This window comes from Streptomyces sp. NPDC002265, assembly GCF_040296125.1.
In the GTDB taxonomy this organism is placed as follows: domain Bacteria; phylum Actinomycetota; class Actinomycetes; order Streptomycetales; family Streptomycetaceae; genus Streptomyces.
The window spans coordinates 1-18,839 of record NZ_JBEOWS010000190.1 but is presented as its reverse complement, the minus strand read 5'-3'; the positions used below and the strand labels follow the sequence as shown (position 1 = coordinate 18,839).

Genomic DNA, 18,839 nt, shown 5'->3' with positions numbered 1-18,839 from the left:
CTCTTTCCCACCCGCCCGCTCTTCCTATCTGCGACGCCGGTACCGGCGTCGGCGCCGCTGCCGGTGGGTCGGCCGCCGCCGCGACGGCCGCGTCCCCGGCCGGCCCCGGAGCGCCTGCCGCCGCGACCGGGGCGCCTGCCTCGGCTGCCGGTGCGCCCGGCGCCGCTGCCAGTGCGGCTGGGGCTGAGGCTGCGTCCGCAGCTGCCGCCACGCCCGCCGTGCCCGCTGTCACGCCCGCCACGCCCGCCGTGCCTGCCGACACGCCCGTCGCCGTCCCTCCCGCCGGCACGCCTGGCGCGTCTGGTGTGGGTCACGGTGTGCAGGACCGTGCCGTCAAAGCCGCCGCCGATGTCCGTGCCGCCCGTGCCGTCCGTGACGTGCCCGCGCCCGGGTGGGCCCCCGCCGACATGGGCGCACCGGCGACCTTCGTGCTGCTGCGGCACGGGGAGACGCCGCTGACCCCGCAGAAGCGGTTCTCCGGGAGCGGCGGCACCGACCCCTCGCTCTCCGCCGCCGGGCGCGAGCAGGCCGAGCGCGTCGCGGCCGCGCTGCTGCGGCGCGGCACGATCCAGGCGATCGTCGCCTCCCCGCTCGCCCGCACCCGGGAGACCGCCGCGGCCGTCGCCGCCCGCCTGGGTCTCGACGTGACGATCGACGACGGGCTGCGGGAGACCGACTTCGGCGCCTGGGAAGGGCTCACCTTCGGCGAGGTCCGGGAGCGCCACCCGCAGGACCTGGACGCCTGGCTCGCCGACCCCGAGGCCGCGCCCAGCGGCGGCGGCGAGAGCTTCGCGGCCACCGCCGTCCGGATCGCCGCCACCCGCGACCGGCTGGTCGCCGCCCACGCGGGCCGTACGGTGCTGCTGGTCAGCCATGTGACCCCGATCAAGACGCTGCTGCGGCTCGCCCTGGGCGCCCCGCCCGAGTCCCTGTTCCGGATGGAGCTGTCGGCGGCCTCCCTGTCGGCGGTGGCGTACTACGCGGACGGCAACGCCAGCGTGCGGCTCTTCAACGACACGTCCCACCTGCGCTGAGGGCCGCCGCGGCGCGGGCCAGTTGCTCGACCCGGGCCCAGTCCCGGACCGCCAGCGCATCCGCCGGGACCATCCAGCTTCCGCCCACGCAGCCGACGTTGGGCAGCGCCAGGTACTCCGGGGCCGACTCGGGTCCGATCCCGCCGGTCGGGCAGAACCGGGCCTGCGGCAGCGGACCGGCCAGCGACCTCAGATAGGCCGTGCCGCCCGCGGCCTGCGCCGGGAAGAACTTCATCTCCCGCACCCCGCGCTCCAGCAGAGCCACGACCTCCGAGGCGGTCGACACCCCCGGCAGGAAGGGCACGCCGGACGTCCGCATCGCCGCCAGCAGTACGTCCGTCCAGCCGGGGCTGACCAGGAAGCCCGCCCCGGCCGCGGTGCACGCCCGCACCTGCTCCGGCGTGATCACCGTGCCCGCACCGACCACCGCGTCCGGCACCGCCCCGGCGATCGCGCGGATCGCGTCCAGGGCGGCCGGGGTCCGCAGGGTCACCTCGATCGCCGGCAGCCCGCCCGCGACCAGGGCCCGCGCCAGCGGTACGGCGTCGGCGGCGTCCTGGAGCACCACCACCGGCAGAACGGGTGCGAGATCCAGCACCGATGCGGGCACCGGTACCGGGGCAGCCGAAGGGGAGGGCGGTGGCGAGGTCATGGCCTCATCCTGCCCATGGCGCGCACTCTGCGCAAAGAGCGTTGCACATACTGCAATGCAACGCCCGGTGCGGCTCTAGCGCCCGGTGTGGCTCAGTGGATCTCCGTCACCACCACGTCCAGCGCCCACGGCCGCCCGGCCCTCGCGGGCGGCTGCGCCTCCACCACGTGCCCGAGGTCGCGCAGCGCCTCCACCAGCGTGGCCGGGTCCTTCGGCGCGATCCCCTCGGTCAGCAGGCCCCGTACGATCCGCCCCTTGGTCGCCTTGTTGAAGTGGCTGACCACCGACCGCTTCTCCACCCCGTCCACCACCTGGGAGTGCAGCACGCGCACGGTGGCGGTCCGCCCGGCGACCTCGCCCTGCGGCTTCCATGCCGCCGTGTACGCGGACGACCGCAGGTCCAGCACCAGCCCGTCCGCGGCCGCCTCGGGCAGCACCGACGCCATCGGCGTACGCCAGTACGTGCTCAGCGCCCCGAGTCCGGGCAGCTTCACGCCCATGGAGCAGCGGTAGGAGGGGATCCGGTCCGTCACCCGGACCGCGCCCCACAGCCCGGAGAAGACCAGCAGGCAACGCGCGGCCCGCCGCTTCGCCGCCGCGTCGAGGGAGGACAGGTCGAGGGCGTCGTAGAGGACACCCGTGTAGATCTCCCCGGCCGGCCGCGCGCCCGCCGTCCGCAGCCGCGCGTTCTTGGCGACCTCGCCGCGCAGGCCCTCGCTCAGGCCGAGCACCTCGCGTGCCTTGTCCTCGTCGCCCGCGCACAGCTCGGCCAGCTCGTCGAGCACGGCCTCGCGGGCGGCGGTGAGCCCCGGCAGCGACAGCGACTGCGGCCTCAGCGGGGCGCCGCGGCCGGAAGCGGCCTTGCCTTCGGACGGGGGCAGCAGGACAAGCACACGTACTCCTTCGATAGAGCTCGGCGCCAGCGTACGGCGTTCGGGCGAGCGGCCGGGACGGCGTACGGCCGCGGTCCGCGAAGGCAAACGGGCAGGCGCCGGGAGGCGGGGGCCGGGAGGCGCGAGGCAGGGCCGGGAGGCGGGGAGGCAGGGGGGCAGGGCCGGGAGGCGGGACGCAGGGCCGGGGGCAGGAGCAGCGCGGTCGGAAGGCCGGGCGGCCGGCCCGGCGGATGTCCGGGTGGGGGGCCCGGCGGATGTCCGGATGCCGCCCCCTTGCCCCCGCCCTACGCTCGCTGTATGCCTCGCCGCCCCATCCGCGTGCCCGGTGCCCCCGAAGCCCCGCTGCGGGCCGCCTTCACCGCGCTGCGTGCCCGGCTCGGCACGCCCGAGGGCTTCCCGCCCGCGGTCCTGGCCGAGGCGGACCGGGCGGCGGCGGCGACCCCCGCGCCGTCCGGAATCGACGCCACCGACATCCCCTTCTGCACCATCGACCCACCCGGCTCCGCCGACCTCGACCAGGCACTGCACCTGTCCCGGACGGCCACCGGCTACCGCGTCCGCTACGCCGTCGCCGACGTCGCCGGCTTCGTCGTACCGGGCGGAGCGCTGGACGCGGAGGCCCAGCGGCGGGTGACGACGCTGTACTTCCCGGACGGGCACATCCCGTTGCACCCGCCGTCGCTCGGCGAGGGCGCCGCGAGCCTGCTCCCGGGCCGGGTGCGCCCGGCCGTGCTGTGGACGATCGACCTCGACGCGGACGGCCGCAAGCTCGTCGCCGACGTGCGCCGGGCCCGCGTGCGCAGCCGGGCCGCACTCGACTACGCGGGCGTGCAGCGGCAGATCGACGCGGGTACCGCCGAGGAGCCCCTCGCGCTGCTGAGCACAGTCGGACGACTGCGCCTACGGCTGGAGGCGGAACGCGGCGGGATCTCCCTCGACGTGCCCGAGCAGGAGATCGTCCGATACGACCACACCTACCGGCCGACCTACCGCGCCCCGCTCCCCGTCGAGACCTGGAACGCCCAGATCTCCCTGCTCACCGGCATGACGGCGGCCGACCTGATGCTGCTGTACGGCACCGGCGTGCTGCGCACCCTGCCCGTCGCGCCGGACGATGGGGGTCCCCCCGATCGAGCGCATTCGAGAGTGGGGGACGTCGGCCGGCTGCGCCGTACCGCGCACGCCCTGCACATCGAGTGGCCGCACCATGTCTCGTACGCGGCGCTCATCCGCACCCTCGACCCGCACCTGCCGCGGCACGCGGCCTTCCTCCAGGAGTGCACGACCCTGCTGCGCGGCGCGGGCTACACGGTGTTCCGGGACGGCGGCCTCCCCGCCGTCGCCACCCACGCGGCGGTCGCCGCGCCCTACGCCCACTGCACGGCCCCGCTGCGCCGGCTCGCCGACCGGTACGCCTCCGAGCTCTGCCTCGCGGCCGGCGCGGGCCAGGCGCCGCCCGACTGGGTGCTCGCCGCCCTGGACGCGCTGCCCGCGCGGATGCGGGACGGCAGTCGGCGCGCGGCCGCGGTGGAGCGCGCCTGTGTCGACATCGTCGAGGCCGCGGTGCTCGCCGACCGGGTCGGGGACCTCTTCGACGGCTGTGTGGTGGACGTCGAGGAGCACCGGCCGGCCGTGGGAACCGTTCGGCTGGCGGATCCGGCGGTGGTCGGGCGGATCGAGGACGAGCGGGGCGAGCCCCTGCCGCTGGGGGAGCGGCTGCGGGTCCGCCTCACCCACGCCGACCCGCTCGCCCCGCACGTACGCTTCGTCCCGGCCTGACGGCCCCCGTTCCGCCGGTCCGCGTGCCGCCCGCCCCCGTGCCGCGGTGCGCCCCGGTCAGGAGCCGGCGGGCTCGCCGAACCACCTGGTGAGCGCGTCGGCGAGGCCGTCCCCGTCGGCCGTGCCGGCGTCCGCCGCCCAGGCGACGTACCCGTCCGGACGCACCAGCAGCCCCGCGAGGTCCGGCCGGGCGGCGCAGCCGGCGGTGACGACGTCGACCCGGTCGCCGTGGCCGTCGGCGCGCGCCCGCAGCTTGGGGTCGTCGGCGAGGTCGAGGAGCAGACCGCGCCCGCCGTGCAGCCGGTCCGCGAGCCGGCCGCCGTCGGCGAGTTCCAGGTCGGGGGCGCTCTGTCCGACCAGCGGATGACCGCCGGGCAGGTCGTAGCGCTGCCGGACGCCGGAGATCTTCTTGACCAGGTGGGTGGTGCCGTCGACCGTCCCCGCGAGGTCGGTGACCACCGCGTGCAGGGCGCGCGCGTGCGACTCGGGACGCATCAGCGCGATCTGGGCCCGTGTCCAGTCGAGCACCCAGGCGCCGATCGGGTGCCGTTCGGCGGTGTAGGAGTCCAGCAGGTCCGCCGGGGCCCACCCGCGCACCGCCGCGGCGAGCTTCCAGCCGAGGTTCATGGCGTCCCCGATGCCGAGGTTCAGCCCCTGCCCGCCGAACGGCGAGTGCACATGCGCCGCGTCGCCCGCGAGCAGTACCCGGCCCGCGCGGTAGCTGCTCGCCTGACGGCAGTTGTCGGTGAAGCGGGTCGCCGTGCGCACCCCGGTGACCGTGACGTCGACGCCGGACACATGGCGCAGGCTGTCCTGGAGCTCCTCGGCGGTGACGGGCGCGCCGCGGTCCACGGGCGGCCCGTCGAAGCGGACGGCGAGGACGCGGCCGGGCATCGGGCCGTGGGCGTAGGTGCCGGTGGCCGTGGTGTGCCAGCCGCTCCCGAGCCCCTCGGCGCCGGTCAGCGTGACCATGGCCTGATAGCCGGTGATCTCCGGGGCGGTGCCGGGGAAGTCGAACCCGGCGAGCTTGCGCACGGTGCTGCGGCCGCCGTCGCAGCCGACCAGCTAGCCCGCGCGGACCGTGCCGGGCGCCGTCCCGTCGGCCGGTGCCAGACGCACCGTCACCCCGTCGTCGTCGGCGTCGAAGCCGGTCAGCTCGACGCCCCGGCGCACCTCGACCCCGAGGCCGTCCGCGTGCCCGGCGAGCAGCCGTTCCAGGGCATCGCGGCCCTGACCGTCGCCGCCTACCGGACGGTCTACCTCACCTCCGCGAGACGTCTGCTCGCGGGCGAGCGCGCGGCCGACCTCGCCGACGACCACCGGGCGCGGCTGGACGCCGCCTTCGACGCGCTGGAGCGGGCGGTCGCGGGCCTGCGGGCCGGCTGACACCGGGCACGCCGCACCGACGTGCCGTGCCCGGCGCGCCCGAAGCCGCACTCCCGGCCACGGCACCCGAGCCGCCCCGGCCAGGAATCCGTGCCCCCGCGGCGGCATGGATCCGCCGTGCGCGGACGTTGCACCATCCGTGGGGCGGCCGGGGGATCGCCGCCGGACGGGCGGGGGCAGCCTTCAGGGTGCCGGACGGATGAAGGGGGTGCCGGGTGGCCGAGGAAGCGCTGTGGACACGGACACGGCTGGGCCGCGGCGGGCCGCCGCTGGACCTGCTGACCGCCTCCTTCGACAAGCACGTCTACGCCCCGCACGCGCATGAGGAGTTCACCGTCGGCGTCTGCGTCGGGGGCTCGGAGATCATCGACTACCGCGGCGGCCACATCCACAACGGGCCGGGCGCCATCGTCGTCCTGGCCCCGGGCGAGATGCACACCGGCGGCCCCGCCAACAGCACCGACGGCTACGCCTACCGGGCCCTGTACGCGCTGCCGTCCCTGCTCGCCGACGGCGTCCTCGGCACCGGCCTGCCGCACTTCCGCGACCCCGTCCTCGACGACCCCGAACTGGCCGCGGCCCTGCGCCTGGCCCACACCGAGCTCAGCCGCTGCCCCGACCCGCTGGAGACCGAGTCCCGGCTGCCCTGGCTGCTCACCGCCCTGGCCCGGCGCCACTCCACCGCCCGCGCGGCCGACGACACCGTCCCCGGCGCCGACCGGATCGCGTACCTCGTGCGCGACCGCCTCGCCGACGAACTCCTCGCCCCGCCCTCCCTCGCCGACCTCGCCGCCGGCCTGGGCCTGTCCCGCTACCAGCTGCTACGGGCCTTCCGTACGGCGATGGGAGTGCCGCCGTACGCCTGGCTGGCCCAGTACCGGGTCGCCCGCGCCCGCGGCCTGCTGGAATCCGGACTGCGCCCGGCCGAGGTCGCCCCGCTCGTGGGCTTCGCCGACCAGGCGCACCTCACCCGGTGGTTCCGCCGGGTGCTGGGGGTGACCCCGGCGGCGTACCGCAACAGCGTTCAAGACAGTCGGTGCTGACCGGGCCGACACTCGCCGTATGACTGCACGCGGCTGGTTTCTGTTCTCCCTGATGGGAGTGGTCTGGGGCATCCCCTATCTGCTGATCAAGGTGGCGGTGGAGGACCTCTCCCCGGCCACGGTGGTGTTCGCGCGCTGTGCGCTGGGCGCCCTGCTCCTGCTGCCCTTCGCGATCCGGCAGGGCGGTCTGGTCCGCACCGTCCGGGCGCACTGGGCACCCATGCTGGCCTTCGCGTGCATCGAGATCATGGGCCCCTGGTTCACGCTGACGGACGCCGAACGGCATCTGTCGAGCTCCACCGCCGGACTGCTGATCGCGGGCGTCCCGATCGTCGGGGTCGTCGCGGCCCGCTTCTTCGGCGACGCGGAGGTCCTGGGCGTACGCCGGATCGCGGGTCTCGTCCTCGGTCTGGCCGGCGTCGGCGTCCTGACCGTCCCGCACCTGACGGGCGGCGACGCCCGCTCCCTCGCCGAGGTGCTGCTCACCGTGATCGGCTACGCCACCGCCCCCCTGATAGCCGCCCGCCGCCTGAAGGACATCCCCACCCTCCAGCTCATCACCCCCTGCCTGATCCTCACCGCCCTGGTCTACGCCCCCGCCGCCGTGGCCGGCCGGCCCGCCGTGATGCCCTCGGCCGAGGTCCTGGCGGCCCTGGCGGGCCTGGGCGTGATCTGCACGGCCGTGGCCTTCGTCGCCTTCCTGGAGCTCATCAAGGAGGTCGGCCCGACCCGGTCGACGGTCATCACCTACGTCAACCCGGCGGTCGCGGTGGCGGCGGGCGCGGCCTTCCTGGACGAGCGCCTCACGGCGGGAGTCCTGGCCGCCTTCCTGCTGATCCTGGCGGGCTCGGTGCTGGCGACGGCGGCGGGACCGAAGAGGGACCGGCGCCCGGTAGCATGGTCCACACGGCAGACGAGCCGGGCGGACGGCCGCGTGGAGTCCCCTTAGGGGCTTCCCGAGGAACGTCCGGGCTCCACAGGGCAGGGTGATGGCTAACGGCCACCCGGGGTGACCCGCGGGACAGTGCCACAGAAAACAGACCGCCGGGGACCTCGGTCCCCGGTAAGGGTGAAACGGTGGTGTAAGAGACCACCAGTGCCCAGGGCGACCTGGGCAGCTAGGTAAACCCCACCCGGAGCAAGGTCAAAAGGAAACGCCTTTCGGATATGAAAGGCGCTTCTGCGCGGACGACCGAGGGCTGCCCGCCCGAGTCCGCGGGTAGACCGCACGAGGCCGGCGGCAACGCCGGCCCTAGATGGATGGCCGTCTCCCCGGCCGCCGCGAGGCGACCGGGTGACAGAACCCGGCGTACAGCCCGACTCGTCTGCCGCTCTCCGCTCCCGAGCAGGTGCGGATCTCCTCGCCCCGACCGGACCGTCCGGCCGCCCTCGCGCGCCCGGACCGGGCTCCGCAGGGGGCGCGTTCCGGCCGGGTCCGAAACGACCGAGGGCGGGCGGCGCGGACCGTGGTCGGTCGCGCGCTGCCCGCCCTCGTGGTCGTCACCCCGGTCTCTCAGGGGCGGCCCACCGGCGCACCGTCCGGCCCGCCGGTGGGGGCCGGTTCAGGCACCGCCGACCGCCGGCGCGCCCTGGTCGCGGCGCCGGTAGCGCAAGCCCCCCGCCACCGCCAGGACCGTCACCAGGCCGGTGACGGCGGTGACCGTCCACAGTCCCGCGCGGTAACCGCCCAGCCCGCTGTCCGTGTTGAGGGTGAGGGCGGTGGCGGTGACCGCCACGACGATTCCGTTGCCGATCTGCTGGCTGGTGTTGAACAGGCCCGAAGCCAGGCCCTGTTCGTCCTCGCGGGCCTGGCCCACGGCCGCGATGTTCAGCGCCGGGTAGGCCGCGGCGAAGCCCAGGCCGCCCAGCACCTGCTGGACGAACATGACGAGCAGGGTGGGGGCGTGGCCCAGCAGCAGCGCCCAGGCCAGATAGCCGCCGGTCAGCATGAGCAGGCCCGCCGCGCCGACCGGCCAGGCGCCGTAGCGGGTGACCAGGGTCGCCGCGTACCGGGACGTGCCCCCGGTCAGCACTCCGCCGAGCAGGAAGGCGAGCCCGGACTCCAGCGGTGACCAGTGCAGCGCGTCCTGGTAGTACAGCATCAGCACGAACTGGAAGGCCACGTAGGCGCCGACGAACAGCAGACAGATGTTCGCCCGCGCCAGCTGCGGGCGCCGGAAGATCGACAACGGCACCAGCGGGTCGGGGTGCCGGCGCTCGACCAGCAGGAACAGCCCGAGCAGCACGGCCGCGGCGATCAGCGTGAGGACGGTCCAGGAGTCACCCCAGCCGTCGGTGGCGGCCCGGCTGAAGCCGTACACCAGACAGATCGCCGACGTGGTGACGGTGAGGGCGCCGAGCGTGTCGATCCGGCCGCGGGTCCGGTCCGACCGGCCGCCCTCGACGACGAAGGCCGCGAGCACCGCCACCGCGATGCCGACCACGGCGGGCAGGAACAGGATGAGACGCCAGGACGTGCCCGCCAGCGCGCCGCCGAACACCAGCCCCAGGGAGTAGCCGGTCGCGGCCACGGCCATGTACGTGCCCAGGGCCTTGTTGCGGGAGGCCTCGTCCCGGAAGGCGTCCAGCAGGACCGCCATCGCCACCGGCGCGGTGATGCCGGCGCTGATGCCCTTGACCAGCCGGGCCAGGCTCAGCACCAGCCCGCTGTCCGCCAGGCCGCCCGCGCAGCTGGCGATCGCGAAGACCACCAGCCAGCCGATCAGGAGCTTCCTGCGGTCGTAGAGGTCGGCGAGCCGGCCGCCCAGCAGCAGCAGTCCGCCGAAGCCGAGCGCGTACGCGCTGACCACCCACTGGAGTGCGGCGGCGGAGATGTCCAGATCGTCCTGGACCAGCGGCAGCGCCGGGCCGATGCTGGCGATGTCCATCGAGTCGAGGAACTGCACGGCACAGGCGACCCCGAGGAGCAGGGTCAGCTTGCGTGGGGAACGGTCGTCCCACGACGGGTCCGGGCCCGCCTTCGTCTGGGACGGTGAGAGTTCGGTCATGCTCGGTCTCCGGGTCTGGGGGGTGCCGCGGGGGCGGGGTCGGAGGCGGCCGTCACCAGCGCACCGGAAGCTTTCGTACGCCGCGCATCAGCATGCCCGGCATCCACGGCAGCGTGGCCGGGTCCGCGTCGAGCGCCAGGCCGGGACAGCGTTCGAGGAGGGCGCGCAGGGCGATGCGGCCCTCCATCCGGGCCAGTGGGGCACCCAGGCAGTAGTGGATGCCGTGACCGAAGGCGATATGGCCCCGGGCGTCACGGCGGATGTCGAAACGGTCCGGGTCCTCGAACCGCTCCGGGGCCCGGCCCGCGTCGGCGATGACGATCAGCACGGTGGCGCCGGACGGGATCAGCACCCCGCCCATCTCGACATCGGCCACCGCGAGCCGGCCGGTGGAGGTCTCCACCGGGCCGTCGTACCGGAGCATCTCCTCGATGGCCCCGTCCATCAGCCCGTCCAGGTCGGCACGGAGCAGGGCCGCCTGATCGGGATGGGCGAACAGCGCGCGCATCCCGCCCGAGATCAGGTTGACGGTGGTCTCGTGCCCGGCGATCAGCAGCAGGCTGCACATCCCGATCAGCTCGTCCGGGGAGAGCCGGTCGCCGCCCTCGTCCACCGCGTGGATCATCGTGCTCAGCAGGTCCTCGCCGGGCCTGCCGCGCTTGTCCGCGATCAGCCGGGTGAAGTACGCGGTGAGCTCGGTGTAGGCGGCGGCCTGCTCGGGCCCGCTGGTGGGCGCGATGGCCTGGTTGGACCAGCCGCGGAACGCGTCCCGGTCCAGCTCGGGGACACCGAGCAGTTCGCAGATCACGGTCATGGGCAGCGGGAAGGCGAACGCCTCCACCAGGTCGGCGCGCCGGTCCGGACCGGCCAGCATCGCGTCCAGCAGTTCGTCGGTGACCTGCTGGACCCGCGGTGCCAGCGCGGCGATCCGGCGCGGGGTGAAGTCCCGTGAGACCAGCCGTCGCAGCCGGGTGTGGTCCGGTGGATCGGCCATCAGCAGATGGGCCAGATTGGGATCGTCCTGATCGGTGCTCTTGATCTGGCTCATCCGCCCGGACCGGCGCCATTCCCTGCTCAGCCGCGGGTCGGTGAACGCGGCACGGCACGCCTCGTGGCCGACCACCAGCCACACGTCGTCGCCGTCGGGCGTCCTGACGTGGTGCACCGGAGCCTGCCGGCGCAGCTTCTCGTACACCGGATACGGGTTGCTGACGAACTCCGGGCTGAGCTCCAGCAGATCCGTGACGGGCGGTTGCGCCGCCATGCTCACCATGTCCGTTCCCCTCCCCGCGGCCTGCGCCGGGTCAGCCGACCTGAAGGCTCACTTCGATGCCCTCCCGCGTCATGCGGGAGTACGGGCAGATCTCGTGCGCCTTGTCCAGGAGCTTCTGGGCGACGGCCGGCTCGACGCCGGGCAGGTGCGCCGTCAGGTCGGCGATGATGCCGAACCCGTCGTCGTTCTTGCCGATGGCGACGCGCGCGGTGACGCTGGAGCCGGTGATGTCGACCTTCTCCATGTCGGCCACGATGGCGATGGAGGCGTGGAAGCAGGCGCTGTAGGTGGCGGCGAAGAGCTGCTCGGGGTTGGTGCCGCGACCGGCTCCGCCGAGCTCCTTGGGCTGGCTCACGGTGACGTCGAGCTTGCCGTCGTCGGACGACACACGGCCCTCACGGCCGCTCTCCGCGGTGACGACGCCGGTGTAGAGCAGAACGTCGGTGTGCTGGATGGGCATGACTTGCCTTTCGGTTTCCGTTGGGTGCGGATCTGGGTGCGGACTTGGTTGCGGATCGGTGATGCGCAGGGGTGTCGGTCGCGAGGAGCCGGCCGCGGTCCCGCGGGCCCGCTCACGGAGCGGGTGCGAGGACCGGCAGCGCGCCGGCCGATATGCCGATGGTGCAGCGGGTACGGGTTCCGGTGTCCGGTTCGCCGTCGTACTCCAGTACGAGCGGCTCGCCGTCGACACGCTCCAGAACGATTTCCCTGCCCTGGGCGTAAAGTACGCCAGGACGGTCCAAGTGGGCTGCGCTACGGCTGAGTTCGAGCAATTCGGCCAGATGTGATCCATCGGTCATCACGCAGATGTCGAGCAGGCCGTCGTCGGGCACCGAGCGGGGCAGCAGCTGGTAGTGCCCGGCCCGGTAGCGCCCGCCGCCGATGTTCGTCAGATGGATGTCCCCCTCGTACAGGAGGGCGCCGTCCACCCGTATCCGGCCGCGGTAGGGCCGGGCGCGGCGCAGTGCCTCGTCCAGCGTCCGCCGGTAGCGCTCCCGGCCGGTGACGTCCGCGTGCCGGGCGGCCGCGTGCGTCACCTCGGCCACGAGCCCGGAGCCCGCACCGAGGACGACGGGGGCTCCGGTCTCGCGGACCTGGAGGAGATCGACGCGGCGGACCCGGGAGTCGCCCGCGCAGAGGGCGGAGTCCAGCGCGTCCTGCCAGGGACGGTCCGACCAGATCTCGCGGTAGAAGGAGTTCCCGGTACCGGCCGGCACGTTCACCAGCGCGGCGCCTGGCGATCCCGGCCGCCTGCGGTGGGCCCGCGCGAGACCGGAGGCGGCCTCGCGGGTGGTGCCGTCGCCGCCGACCGCGATCAGGACCTCGGTCCCCGTGCCGGCGGTGGCGGCCGCGAGCTGCTCCGCGTGGCCACGGTGGGCCGTGTGCACCACGCGCAGATCCTCCAGCCAGCGCGCGCTGTGCCGTACCACCGCCTCGATGAGCCCGGAACTCCTGCTGCCCGCGAGCGGGTTGGCGACCAGCAGCCCGGTCCGCGCCCGCCGGTCCCGCGTCATGCGCCCTCCTCCGGCGTGAGCTGTCCGTCCCGCTGTCCGTCCCCGCGTTCCGCAGGGTGCCTACACGATGACCGTCAGTGGTGACAGGCTACTGACGAGGTGCTCGGGAACCACTCGAGTCTCAGTCGCGTTCGGCCACCACCACGCCCATGAAGTCGTCGGCGCTGCAATACGGGTCGGGACCGCCGTACTTGCGCAGCAGATCCGGTATCCGCAGCTTCTCGGCCGGCCAGAAGTCCGCCTGCCGCACCGCCTCGTCGGCGGTCTGCGGGGTGAGTCCGGTCAGGTACGGCTCGCCGCGGGCGCCCACCTCCTGCGCCTTGGACAGCGCCGCGGCGTACGGCGTCGTACCGTCGATCACCGACTGGTCCATGTAGTCGAAGACGAGGGTGCTGCCGCTCGCGCACAGGCCCGACAGTTCCGCGAGCGTGTGCCGGAACGCCTCGGGCCGCAGGAAGAGGGTCACGCCCAGCCAGCCGACCACGCACGGCTGCGAGGCGTCGAACCCGGCCTCGGCGAGCGCGGCGCCGAGCGCGGCGCCGGCCTCGAAGTCCACCGGCACATAGCCGACTTGGGGGGTGTCGATGCCGGCCTGGCTCAGCAGCGCGAGCTTGTCGGCCTGGGTCGAGGGGTGGTCGACCTCGAACCAGCGCAGGTCGGCGTGGCCGGTCAGCCGCAGCGCCGTGGAGTCGTAGCCGGCCCCGAGCAGCACGGCCTGGCGGACCCCGGCGGCCACGGCCCGCTCCAGCATGTCCTCGAAGCAGCGCTGGCGCAGCAGGACGATGGCGAAGAACGGGCCTTCCTGCCAGGCGTTGTCGATCAGCCACCGGTCCGCCTCGGCGGTACTGTCCGGCAACTGCATCCCGGGGATGAACAAGCGGGCGTACTGGTCCGCGAGCAGGCGCCGGCCGGGCTCCAGCGCCGCGTCCACGGCCCGGATGCGCGCGGTCAGCTGGGCCGTGTTGCTGGCCAGGCCGGATTTCATGCGGGAGGGCTGGTGTGGGATGAGCACGGGTGTCCCCTTCACGTGAAGGATGCGCGGACGGCGGTGGCCGCCCCACCGCTTTACGCGCCCGTGTCCGGCCACCCTCATATCCACCGCTTTGCGGGGGCCGACGGGGGCGGCGGCGTAATACGGGGCATGACCCTCACTGAAGAACTCTCGGCCTGGGCCGCCGGTGCGAGCTTCCGCGATCTTCCCGAGGACGTCGTGGAGCTGGCCGGGCTGCAGATCATCTCCCAGTGCGCGGCGATCCGGTACGGCGCCGCCCATCCGCTGGGCCGCCGGCTCGTCGACGGCTTCGGCGAGCCGCTCCAGCAGGACAGCAGACGGTCCGCGTACGTGCTGGCCGGGCTCGGCTCGTGGCTGCACTTCGACGACACCGCGTTCGCCGGGCACCTGTCCAACTCGACGGTCGCCGTCCCGATGGCCTACGCGGCCGGGCAGGGGCTCGACGGGGCCGGACTGCTGACGTCCGTCGTCGTCGCCACCGAGTGCGCGGCGCGGGTGACCGCCGCCGTGACCCTGGGCCCGTTCCGCGGGCAGACCGCCGCGTACAGCCATGTCACCGGCGCCGTCGCCGGCCGGCTGCGGGGCGAGGGCGCCTCCGCGGACCTGTGGGCGGACGCGCTCGGCCTGGGCCTCGGCCTGCCGCCGCGCACCGTGGTCGCCGGGTTCCTCGGCGGGGACTCCAAGGTGTTCAGCGCCGCGACACCGGTGGCGGCCGGGCTGGACGCCTGCGACGCGGCGCACGCCGGGTTCACCGGCTGCCGCGATCTGCTGGAGAACCCCGACGGGTTCCTGCACGCGTTCGCCGAACTGCCGGTGCCGGGGGCCGTCACCGAGGGGCTCGGCGAGCGCTGGCACACCCGGACCACCTCCTTCAAGGTGCATCCGGGCGGCCCCGGCATGGACACGGCGGTGGACTGCGGGATCGAGCTGTACCGGGAACTGGGGCCGGTGCACGCCCGTGACGTGGAGTCCGTCGAGGTCGCCACCTCGCTCTACACGGCGCTGGTCGACCAGTGGGCGCAGCAGCGGATGCGCGGCCCCGAATCACCCGTGGGCGCCCTGGTGTTCGCGCTGCCCTATCTGCTCGCCACGACGCTGCTGACCGGCGAGCTGACCGTCGCGGACTTCGCCGCTCCCGCGCTGACCGATCCGGAACGCTGGGAGCTGGCCGACCGCATCCGGGTCGTGCTGGACGAGCGGATGACGTACGACCTCTTCCACAGCCTGGTGCCCTTCGGGCAGGCGCTGCGGCAGGCCGGCGACCGGGCCCCCGAGTGGCTTGCCGGGTTCGGGTCCCGCTGGCAGGGCGACGGCCGGTGGCTGGTCGACCTGGTGGGCGAACTGCCGCCGCCCAGCCGGGACTTCAGGGAGGCGCGCAAGGTGACGCCGTCCCGGGTCACGGTCCGCCTGCGTGACGGGCGTACGGCGACCCGGCAGCAGGACGTACCGGTGGGCGGTGTCGGCGCGACGGACGGCACGCCGGTGGCCCAGCTCGTCCGGGACAAGTTCCTGGCCACCGGCGGCCGCAAGGACGTCGCCGACCGGCTGGCCGAGCTGGCCCGGGTACCCGCAGAGGAACTCCCCGGACTCCTGCAAGCGGCCCTCTCCTGACAACAGAGGCCCGGCCCCCGCGAGGCTTGACCCTCCGGGGCCGGGCCTCACGGGGGCTGGGCCTACGGGGTTTGGTCTCAGGGGCCGGGTCCGACGAGGTCGGGGCCCGCCGGGCTCCGGCCGGGACGAGGGGCGCGGGCGCGGCCGGGAAGGGAACGTGGGTTCCGGCCGTACGGATCGCCGGGGCGTGGCGGTGCCTGGGTCGTCGAGGTGCCGGGTCGCCAGGGTGCCGGGTCCCCGAGGCCGGCGGAGCGCCCGGGTCGCAGGGCGCGGCCGTGCCCGGATCGCCGGGGTGCCCGGGTTGCCGGGTCGCCGGGGTGCCGGAGGGCAGTCTGACGGGCTGTCCGGGTCAGCCCGTCAGGCTGCCCGCGTACCAGCGGCGCAGCCGGGCCCGTGCCCGGGTGTACGCGCCCTCCGCGGCCTTGGCCGAGACGCCGTTGCGGGCGGCGTACTCGCGCGTGCTCATCCCCTCGCGGCGCGCCAGCATCACCTCCCGCTCCAGGCCGGTCAGCCGCCCCACCTGCCGCAGCATCCACGCGTCCTCCGCCTCCGCGCAGACCACCTCCTCCGGGCCGGTCGGATCCCCCGGCAGCACCCGGCGCAGCAGCCGCCGCGCGCGTTCCTCCCGGCGGTGCACGTCGGTGCACAGCCGCAGGGTGACGGAGGTCAGGAACGGGCCGATGCGGCTCTCGTCCAGCGCGTCGAACGCGGCCGCCCGCAGCAGCGCCTCCTGGGCGCAGTCCTCCGCCTCCGCCGCACCGCGCAGCCGGGAGCGGGCCAGCCGGTGGATGCGGTCGTGGTGGTGGAGGAGCTGCTGCCAGCGCAGTGCGGGGGTGGCGGGGGTGATCACCGCAGTTCCTCCTCGTCGACCCGGGTGACCCAGCGGGCGAAGGTCTCGCCGGGACCGGAACGCCCGGCCAGGTACTGCCGGGCGAGCCGCTCCACCAGGTCGGGCAGTTCCACGGCGGTGGCCTTCAGCCCCCGTGGCTTGCGGCCGAACCCGGCCGTGCGGTCGGCCGCCATCGCCAGCTCGCCGCCGAGGTGCACCTGGAACCCCTCCACCTGCCGGCCGTCGGCGTCCGTCACCAGCTGGCCCTTGAGGCCGATGTCGGCGATCTGGGTGCGGGCACAGGCGTTGGGGCACCCGTTGAGCGTGATGCTCATCTCCACGTCCAGGCCGTGCAGCCGCCGCTCCAGCTCCTCGACCAGGCCCGCGGCGCGCGCCTTCGTCTCGACGATGGCCAGCTTGCAGTACTCGATGCCGGTGCAGGCCATGGTGGAGCGCCGCCAGGCCGAGGGCTCCGCCTCCAGGCCGATCCCGCGCAGGTCCTTGACCAGCGGTTCCGGATCCACCGCGTCCAGTACCAGCAGTTTCTGGTACGCGGTCAGCCGGATGCGTCCGCAGCCGTGGGCCTCGGCGGTGTCGGCCAGCGCCGCGAGCTGTTTGCCGGAGACCCGCCCGACCACCGGCGCGACCCCCACGTAATGGCGGCCGTCGCGCTGCCGGTGCACCCCGGTGTGCTCCACCGGGGCGGCCGGGAGCCGGGGCGGCGGGCCGTCCAGCAGCGGCCGGTGCAGGTACTCGGTCTCCAGGACCTGCCGCAGGCGCGCCACTCCCCACTCGGCGACCAGGAACTTCAGCCGCGCGCGGTTGCGCAGCCTGCGGTAGCCGTAGTCCCGGAAGAGCCGCGTCACCGCGACCCACACCTCGGGCACCTCCGCCAGCGGCACCCAGGCACCGAGCCGCTCGGCCAGCCGCGGCGAGGTCGACAGGCCGCCGCCCACCCAGAGGTCGAACCCCGGTCCGTGCAGCGGGTGTTCCACCCCGAGGAAGGAGATGTCGTTGGCCTGGTAGGGGAGGTCGGCCAGCCAGGAGACCGAGGACTTGAACTTGCGCGGCAGATTGGACAGGGAGGGGTCGCCGACATAGCGGTCGACGATCTCCCGGACGGCCGGGGTGGCGTCCAGCACCTCGTCCGCGGACACTCCCGCGACCGGGCTGCCGAGGACCACCCGCGGGCAGTCGCCGCACGCCTCCGTGGTGGACAGGCCCACGGCCTCCAGCCGCCGCCAGATCTCCGGCACGTCCTCGATCCGCACCCAGTGCAGCTGGATGTTCTGCCGGTCGGTGATGTCGGCGGTGCCGCGCGCGAAGCGGGTGGAGATCTCCGCGATCGCCCGCAGCTGGCGCAGGTCGAGCGCGCCGCCGTCGCAGCGGACGCGCAGCATGAAGTACGAGTCCTCCAGCTCCTCGGGCGTCAGCAGCGCCGTACGGCCGCCGTCGATGCCGGGCCGGCGCTGGGTGTAGAGGCCCCACCAGCGGAACCGGCCGTGCAGGTCGTCCGGGTCGATGGCGTCGAAGCCCCGCTGCGCGTACACGTTCTCGATGCGTTCGCGCACCCGCAGCGGGTCCTCGGCCTGCTTCATCCGTTCGTTGTCGTTCAGGGCGGTCCGCCCGCCCAGCGCCCACTGGCCCTCGTCGCGCGCCTTGTCCGGTGTGCGCCGCTTCGGCGCCGGGCCCGTGGCCATCACGCCCCCTTCTCCTCGAACGGCCCCGCCACCGGGGCGATCATTCCGTCGGGCAGCCAGTCCACGTCGGTCGCGCCGCCGTGGTGGTGTCCGCCCGCGCCGGGGCCGGACAGCGGGGAGCCGGGGATGTACATCACCGCGGTGGCGTACAGCCGTACCGGATCCGCGTCGGCCCGGATCGCAGCGCCGGAGGCCCGCCGCCAGGCCTCGTAGCCGGTCGCCGACGGGTACTCGCCCGGCAGCCGTGCGGCCAGCGCGCTCGCGTAGGTCATGGGCATCCCGGTGCGCGGCGCGAAGCGCAGCGGAATGATCTGGCCGGCGGCCGGGGTCAGCAGCGACCGGGTCAGCAGCCAGGGAGCGAGGTAGCTGCCCTGCGACCGGATCCGGCCCGCGGCCACGTCCTGCAGGACCGACTGGGCCCGCTGCCAGCCCGCCACCACGATCAGCGGACGCGCCGAGGCCGTGACCGGTCCCGTGCTCGGTGCCGCGAGCGTGATCCGGGCGGCCGCCGCGGCGGTACGCACCTCCGCGGCGGCGGCCCGGCCGCGCGGGGAGTCGTCGCCGACGAGGGCCGCCGTGCGGGTGCCGCGTCCGGCCAGGAAGGTCACGACGGCGCGCAGCGCCGAGCGGTCCGCCTCGGTCAGCCGGTCCGAGGGGCAGCTGGTGAGCGGCCGGTCCAGGCCCGCGGCCAGCTCGCCGGCGGCGGCCGCCGCGCATTCGGGGGCGTCCGCCCCGCGCAGTGCCGTGGGTGCGGCGGTCCGGGTGCCGGTGTCCACCGTGAACGAGCCCGTCGCGCCCGCGGCGGAGATCCACAGGCGGCTCCGGCCGCGGGGCAGGTTCACCGTCGTCCACCGCTGGGCGCTGCCCGCCCGTACGGTCCCGGCGGTGAGCCGCTCGCGGTCGGTTCCGGCCGCCGCCTTCTGCGTACCGTCGACGCCGATGCCGACCAGGTTGAGACCGGGCCGGTTCGGCACCACCATGACCGGCACGTGCCGGCCGTTGAGGTGCAGCTCGCGCACCACCGGGGTGCCCGGCCGGGCCGCCGCGGCGGGCCGGGGCCCGCCGCCGGCCGCCCCGGTCAGATAGGGAGAGCGTGGTGTAGGGT

The 18,839-nt window shown here is 74.7% G+C and carries 14 protein-coding genes, 1 other RNA gene and 3 pseudogenes; 7 read left to right on the top strand and 11 right to left on the bottom strand.

The window, feature by feature from the left end; translation table 11 throughout:
* The coding region (locus tag ABT085_RS28355) for a histidine phosphatase family protein (protein WP_351613817.1) at nucleotides 1-1,034 on the top strand (1,034 nt) is incomplete at its 5' end.
* Here the strand turns inward: ABT085_RS28355 and eda are convergent.
* Nucleotides 1,009-1,686 (bottom strand): bifunctional 4-hydroxy-2-oxoglutarate aldolase/2-dehydro-3-deoxy-phosphogluconate aldolase, encoded by a 678-nt coding sequence (eda, locus tag ABT085_RS28350; RefSeq protein WP_351613815.1) that lies wholly within the window; start codon nucleotides 1,684-1,686, stop codon nucleotides 1,009-1,011. The two genes, ABT085_RS28355 and eda, sit on opposite strands and share 26 nt — an antisense overlap.
* A 92-nt stretch (nucleotides 1,687-1,778) precedes the next feature.
* Entirely contained in the window at nucleotides 1,779-2,579 is an 801-nt protein-coding gene (yaaA, locus tag ABT085_RS28345; RefSeq protein WP_351613810.1) for a peroxide stress protein YaaA, read from the bottom strand.
* Between the two features lie 297 nt (nucleotides 2,580-2,876).
* Between yaaA and ABT085_RS28340 the strand changes: the two genes are divergently transcribed.
* Nucleotides 2,877-4,358 (top strand): RNB domain-containing ribonuclease, encoded by a 1,482-nt coding sequence (locus tag ABT085_RS28340; protein WP_351613807.1) that lies wholly within the window; start codon nucleotides 2,877-2,879, stop codon nucleotides 4,356-4,358.
* Between the two features lie 57 nt (nucleotides 4,359-4,415).
* Here ABT085_RS28340 and ABT085_RS28335 read toward each other — a convergent pair.
* Nucleotides 4,416-5,576 (bottom strand): annotated as a pseudogene (locus ABT085_RS28335) (FAD-dependent monooxygenase); the annotation flags it as partial.
* Here ABT085_RS28335 and ABT085_RS28330 point away from each other — a divergent pair.
* The 4 genes and pseudogenes from ABT085_RS28330 (at nucleotide 5,553) to rnpB (ending at nucleotide 8,115) form a co-directional block, all read left to right on the top strand.
* A complete protein-coding gene (locus ABT085_RS28330) occupies nucleotides 5,553-5,744 on the top strand; it encodes a hypothetical protein (RefSeq protein WP_351613820.1) in 192 nt (63 codons plus the stop codon). The pseudogene ABT085_RS28335 and the gene ABT085_RS28330 overlap by 24 nt on opposite strands.
* A gap of 215 nt (nucleotides 5,745-5,959) precedes the next feature.
* The gene (locus tag ABT085_RS28325) at nucleotides 5,960-6,787 is read left to right on the top strand and encodes a helix-turn-helix domain-containing protein (protein WP_351613804.1); all 828 of its coding nucleotides are present in this window, start codon (nucleotides 5,960-5,962) and stop codon (nucleotides 6,785-6,787) included.
* Between the two features lie 19 nt (nucleotides 6,788-6,806).
* Nucleotides 6,807-7,586: pseudogene (locus ABT085_RS28320) on the top strand (DMT family transporter); the annotation flags it as partial.
* A gap of 115 nt (nucleotides 7,587-7,701) precedes the next feature.
* Nucleotides 7,702-8,115: RNase P RNA component class A (gene rnpB / locus ABT085_RS28315), an RNA gene on the top strand.
* 234 nt (nucleotides 8,116-8,349) lie between these two features.
* Here the strand turns inward: rnpB and ABT085_RS28310 are convergent.
* The 5 genes from ABT085_RS28310 to ABT085_RS28290 form a co-directional block, all read right to left on the bottom strand.
* The gene (locus ABT085_RS28310) at nucleotides 8,350-9,795 is read right to left on the bottom strand and encodes an MFS transporter (RefSeq protein ID WP_351613801.1); all 1,446 of its coding nucleotides are present in this window, start codon (nucleotides 9,793-9,795) and stop codon (nucleotides 8,350-8,352) included.
* Between the two features lie 52 nt (nucleotides 9,796-9,847).
* Entirely contained in the window at nucleotides 9,848-11,059 is a 1,212-nt protein-coding gene (locus tag ABT085_RS28305) for a cytochrome P450 family protein (RefSeq protein WP_351613798.1), read from the bottom strand.
* A gap of 40 nt (nucleotides 11,060-11,099) precedes the next feature.
* Nucleotides 11,100-11,528 carry an organic hydroperoxide resistance protein gene (locus ABT085_RS28300; protein ID WP_152888105.1) on the bottom strand — a complete coding sequence of 143 codons (429 nt, stop codon included), beginning with the start codon at nucleotides 11,526-11,528 and terminating at the stop codon, nucleotides 11,100-11,102.
* Nucleotides 11,529-11,640: 112 nt separating this feature from the next.
* Nucleotides 11,641-12,582, bottom strand: a complete 942-nt coding sequence (locus ABT085_RS28295) for a diacylglycerol/lipid kinase family protein (protein ID WP_351613794.1) — start codon at nucleotides 12,580-12,582, stop codon at nucleotides 11,641-11,643.
* A 121-nt stretch (nucleotides 12,583-12,703) separates the two neighbouring features.
* Complete coding sequence (locus ABT085_RS28290; protein WP_351613792.1) at nucleotides 12,704-13,594, bottom strand: class I SAM-dependent methyltransferase; 891 nt, start codon at nucleotides 13,592-13,594, stop codon at nucleotides 12,704-12,706.
* A 129-nt stretch (nucleotides 13,595-13,723) separates the two neighbouring features.
* Between ABT085_RS28290 and ABT085_RS28285 the strand changes: the two genes are divergently transcribed.
* Nucleotides 13,724-15,205 (top strand): MmgE/PrpD family protein, encoded by a 1,482-nt coding sequence (locus tag ABT085_RS28285; RefSeq protein WP_351613789.1) that lies wholly within the window; start codon nucleotides 13,724-13,726, stop codon nucleotides 15,203-15,205.
* 349 nt (nucleotides 15,206-15,554) lie between these two features.
* Here ABT085_RS28285 and ABT085_RS28280 read toward each other — a convergent pair whose 3' ends face one another.
* From ABT085_RS28280 to ABT085_RS28270, 3 genes and pseudogenes are all read right to left on the bottom strand, one after another.
* Nucleotides 15,555-16,055: an RNA polymerase sigma factor gene (locus ABT085_RS28280; RefSeq protein ID WP_351613787.1), complete on the bottom strand. Its 501-nt coding sequence runs from the start codon at nucleotides 16,053-16,055 to the stop codon at nucleotides 15,555-15,557.
* On the bottom strand, nucleotides 16,052-17,734 hold the full coding sequence (locus ABT085_RS28275) for a nitrite/sulfite reductase (protein WP_351613778.1): 1,683 nt from the start codon (nucleotides 17,732-17,734) through the stop codon (nucleotides 16,052-16,054). Before ABT085_RS28275 ends, ABT085_RS28280 begins: the two co-directional genes overlap by 4 nt.
* Nucleotides 17,734-18,839, bottom strand: a pseudogene (locus tag ABT085_RS28270) (hypothetical protein); the annotation flags it as partial. The gene ABT085_RS28275 and the pseudogene ABT085_RS28270, both read right to left, overlap by 1 nt.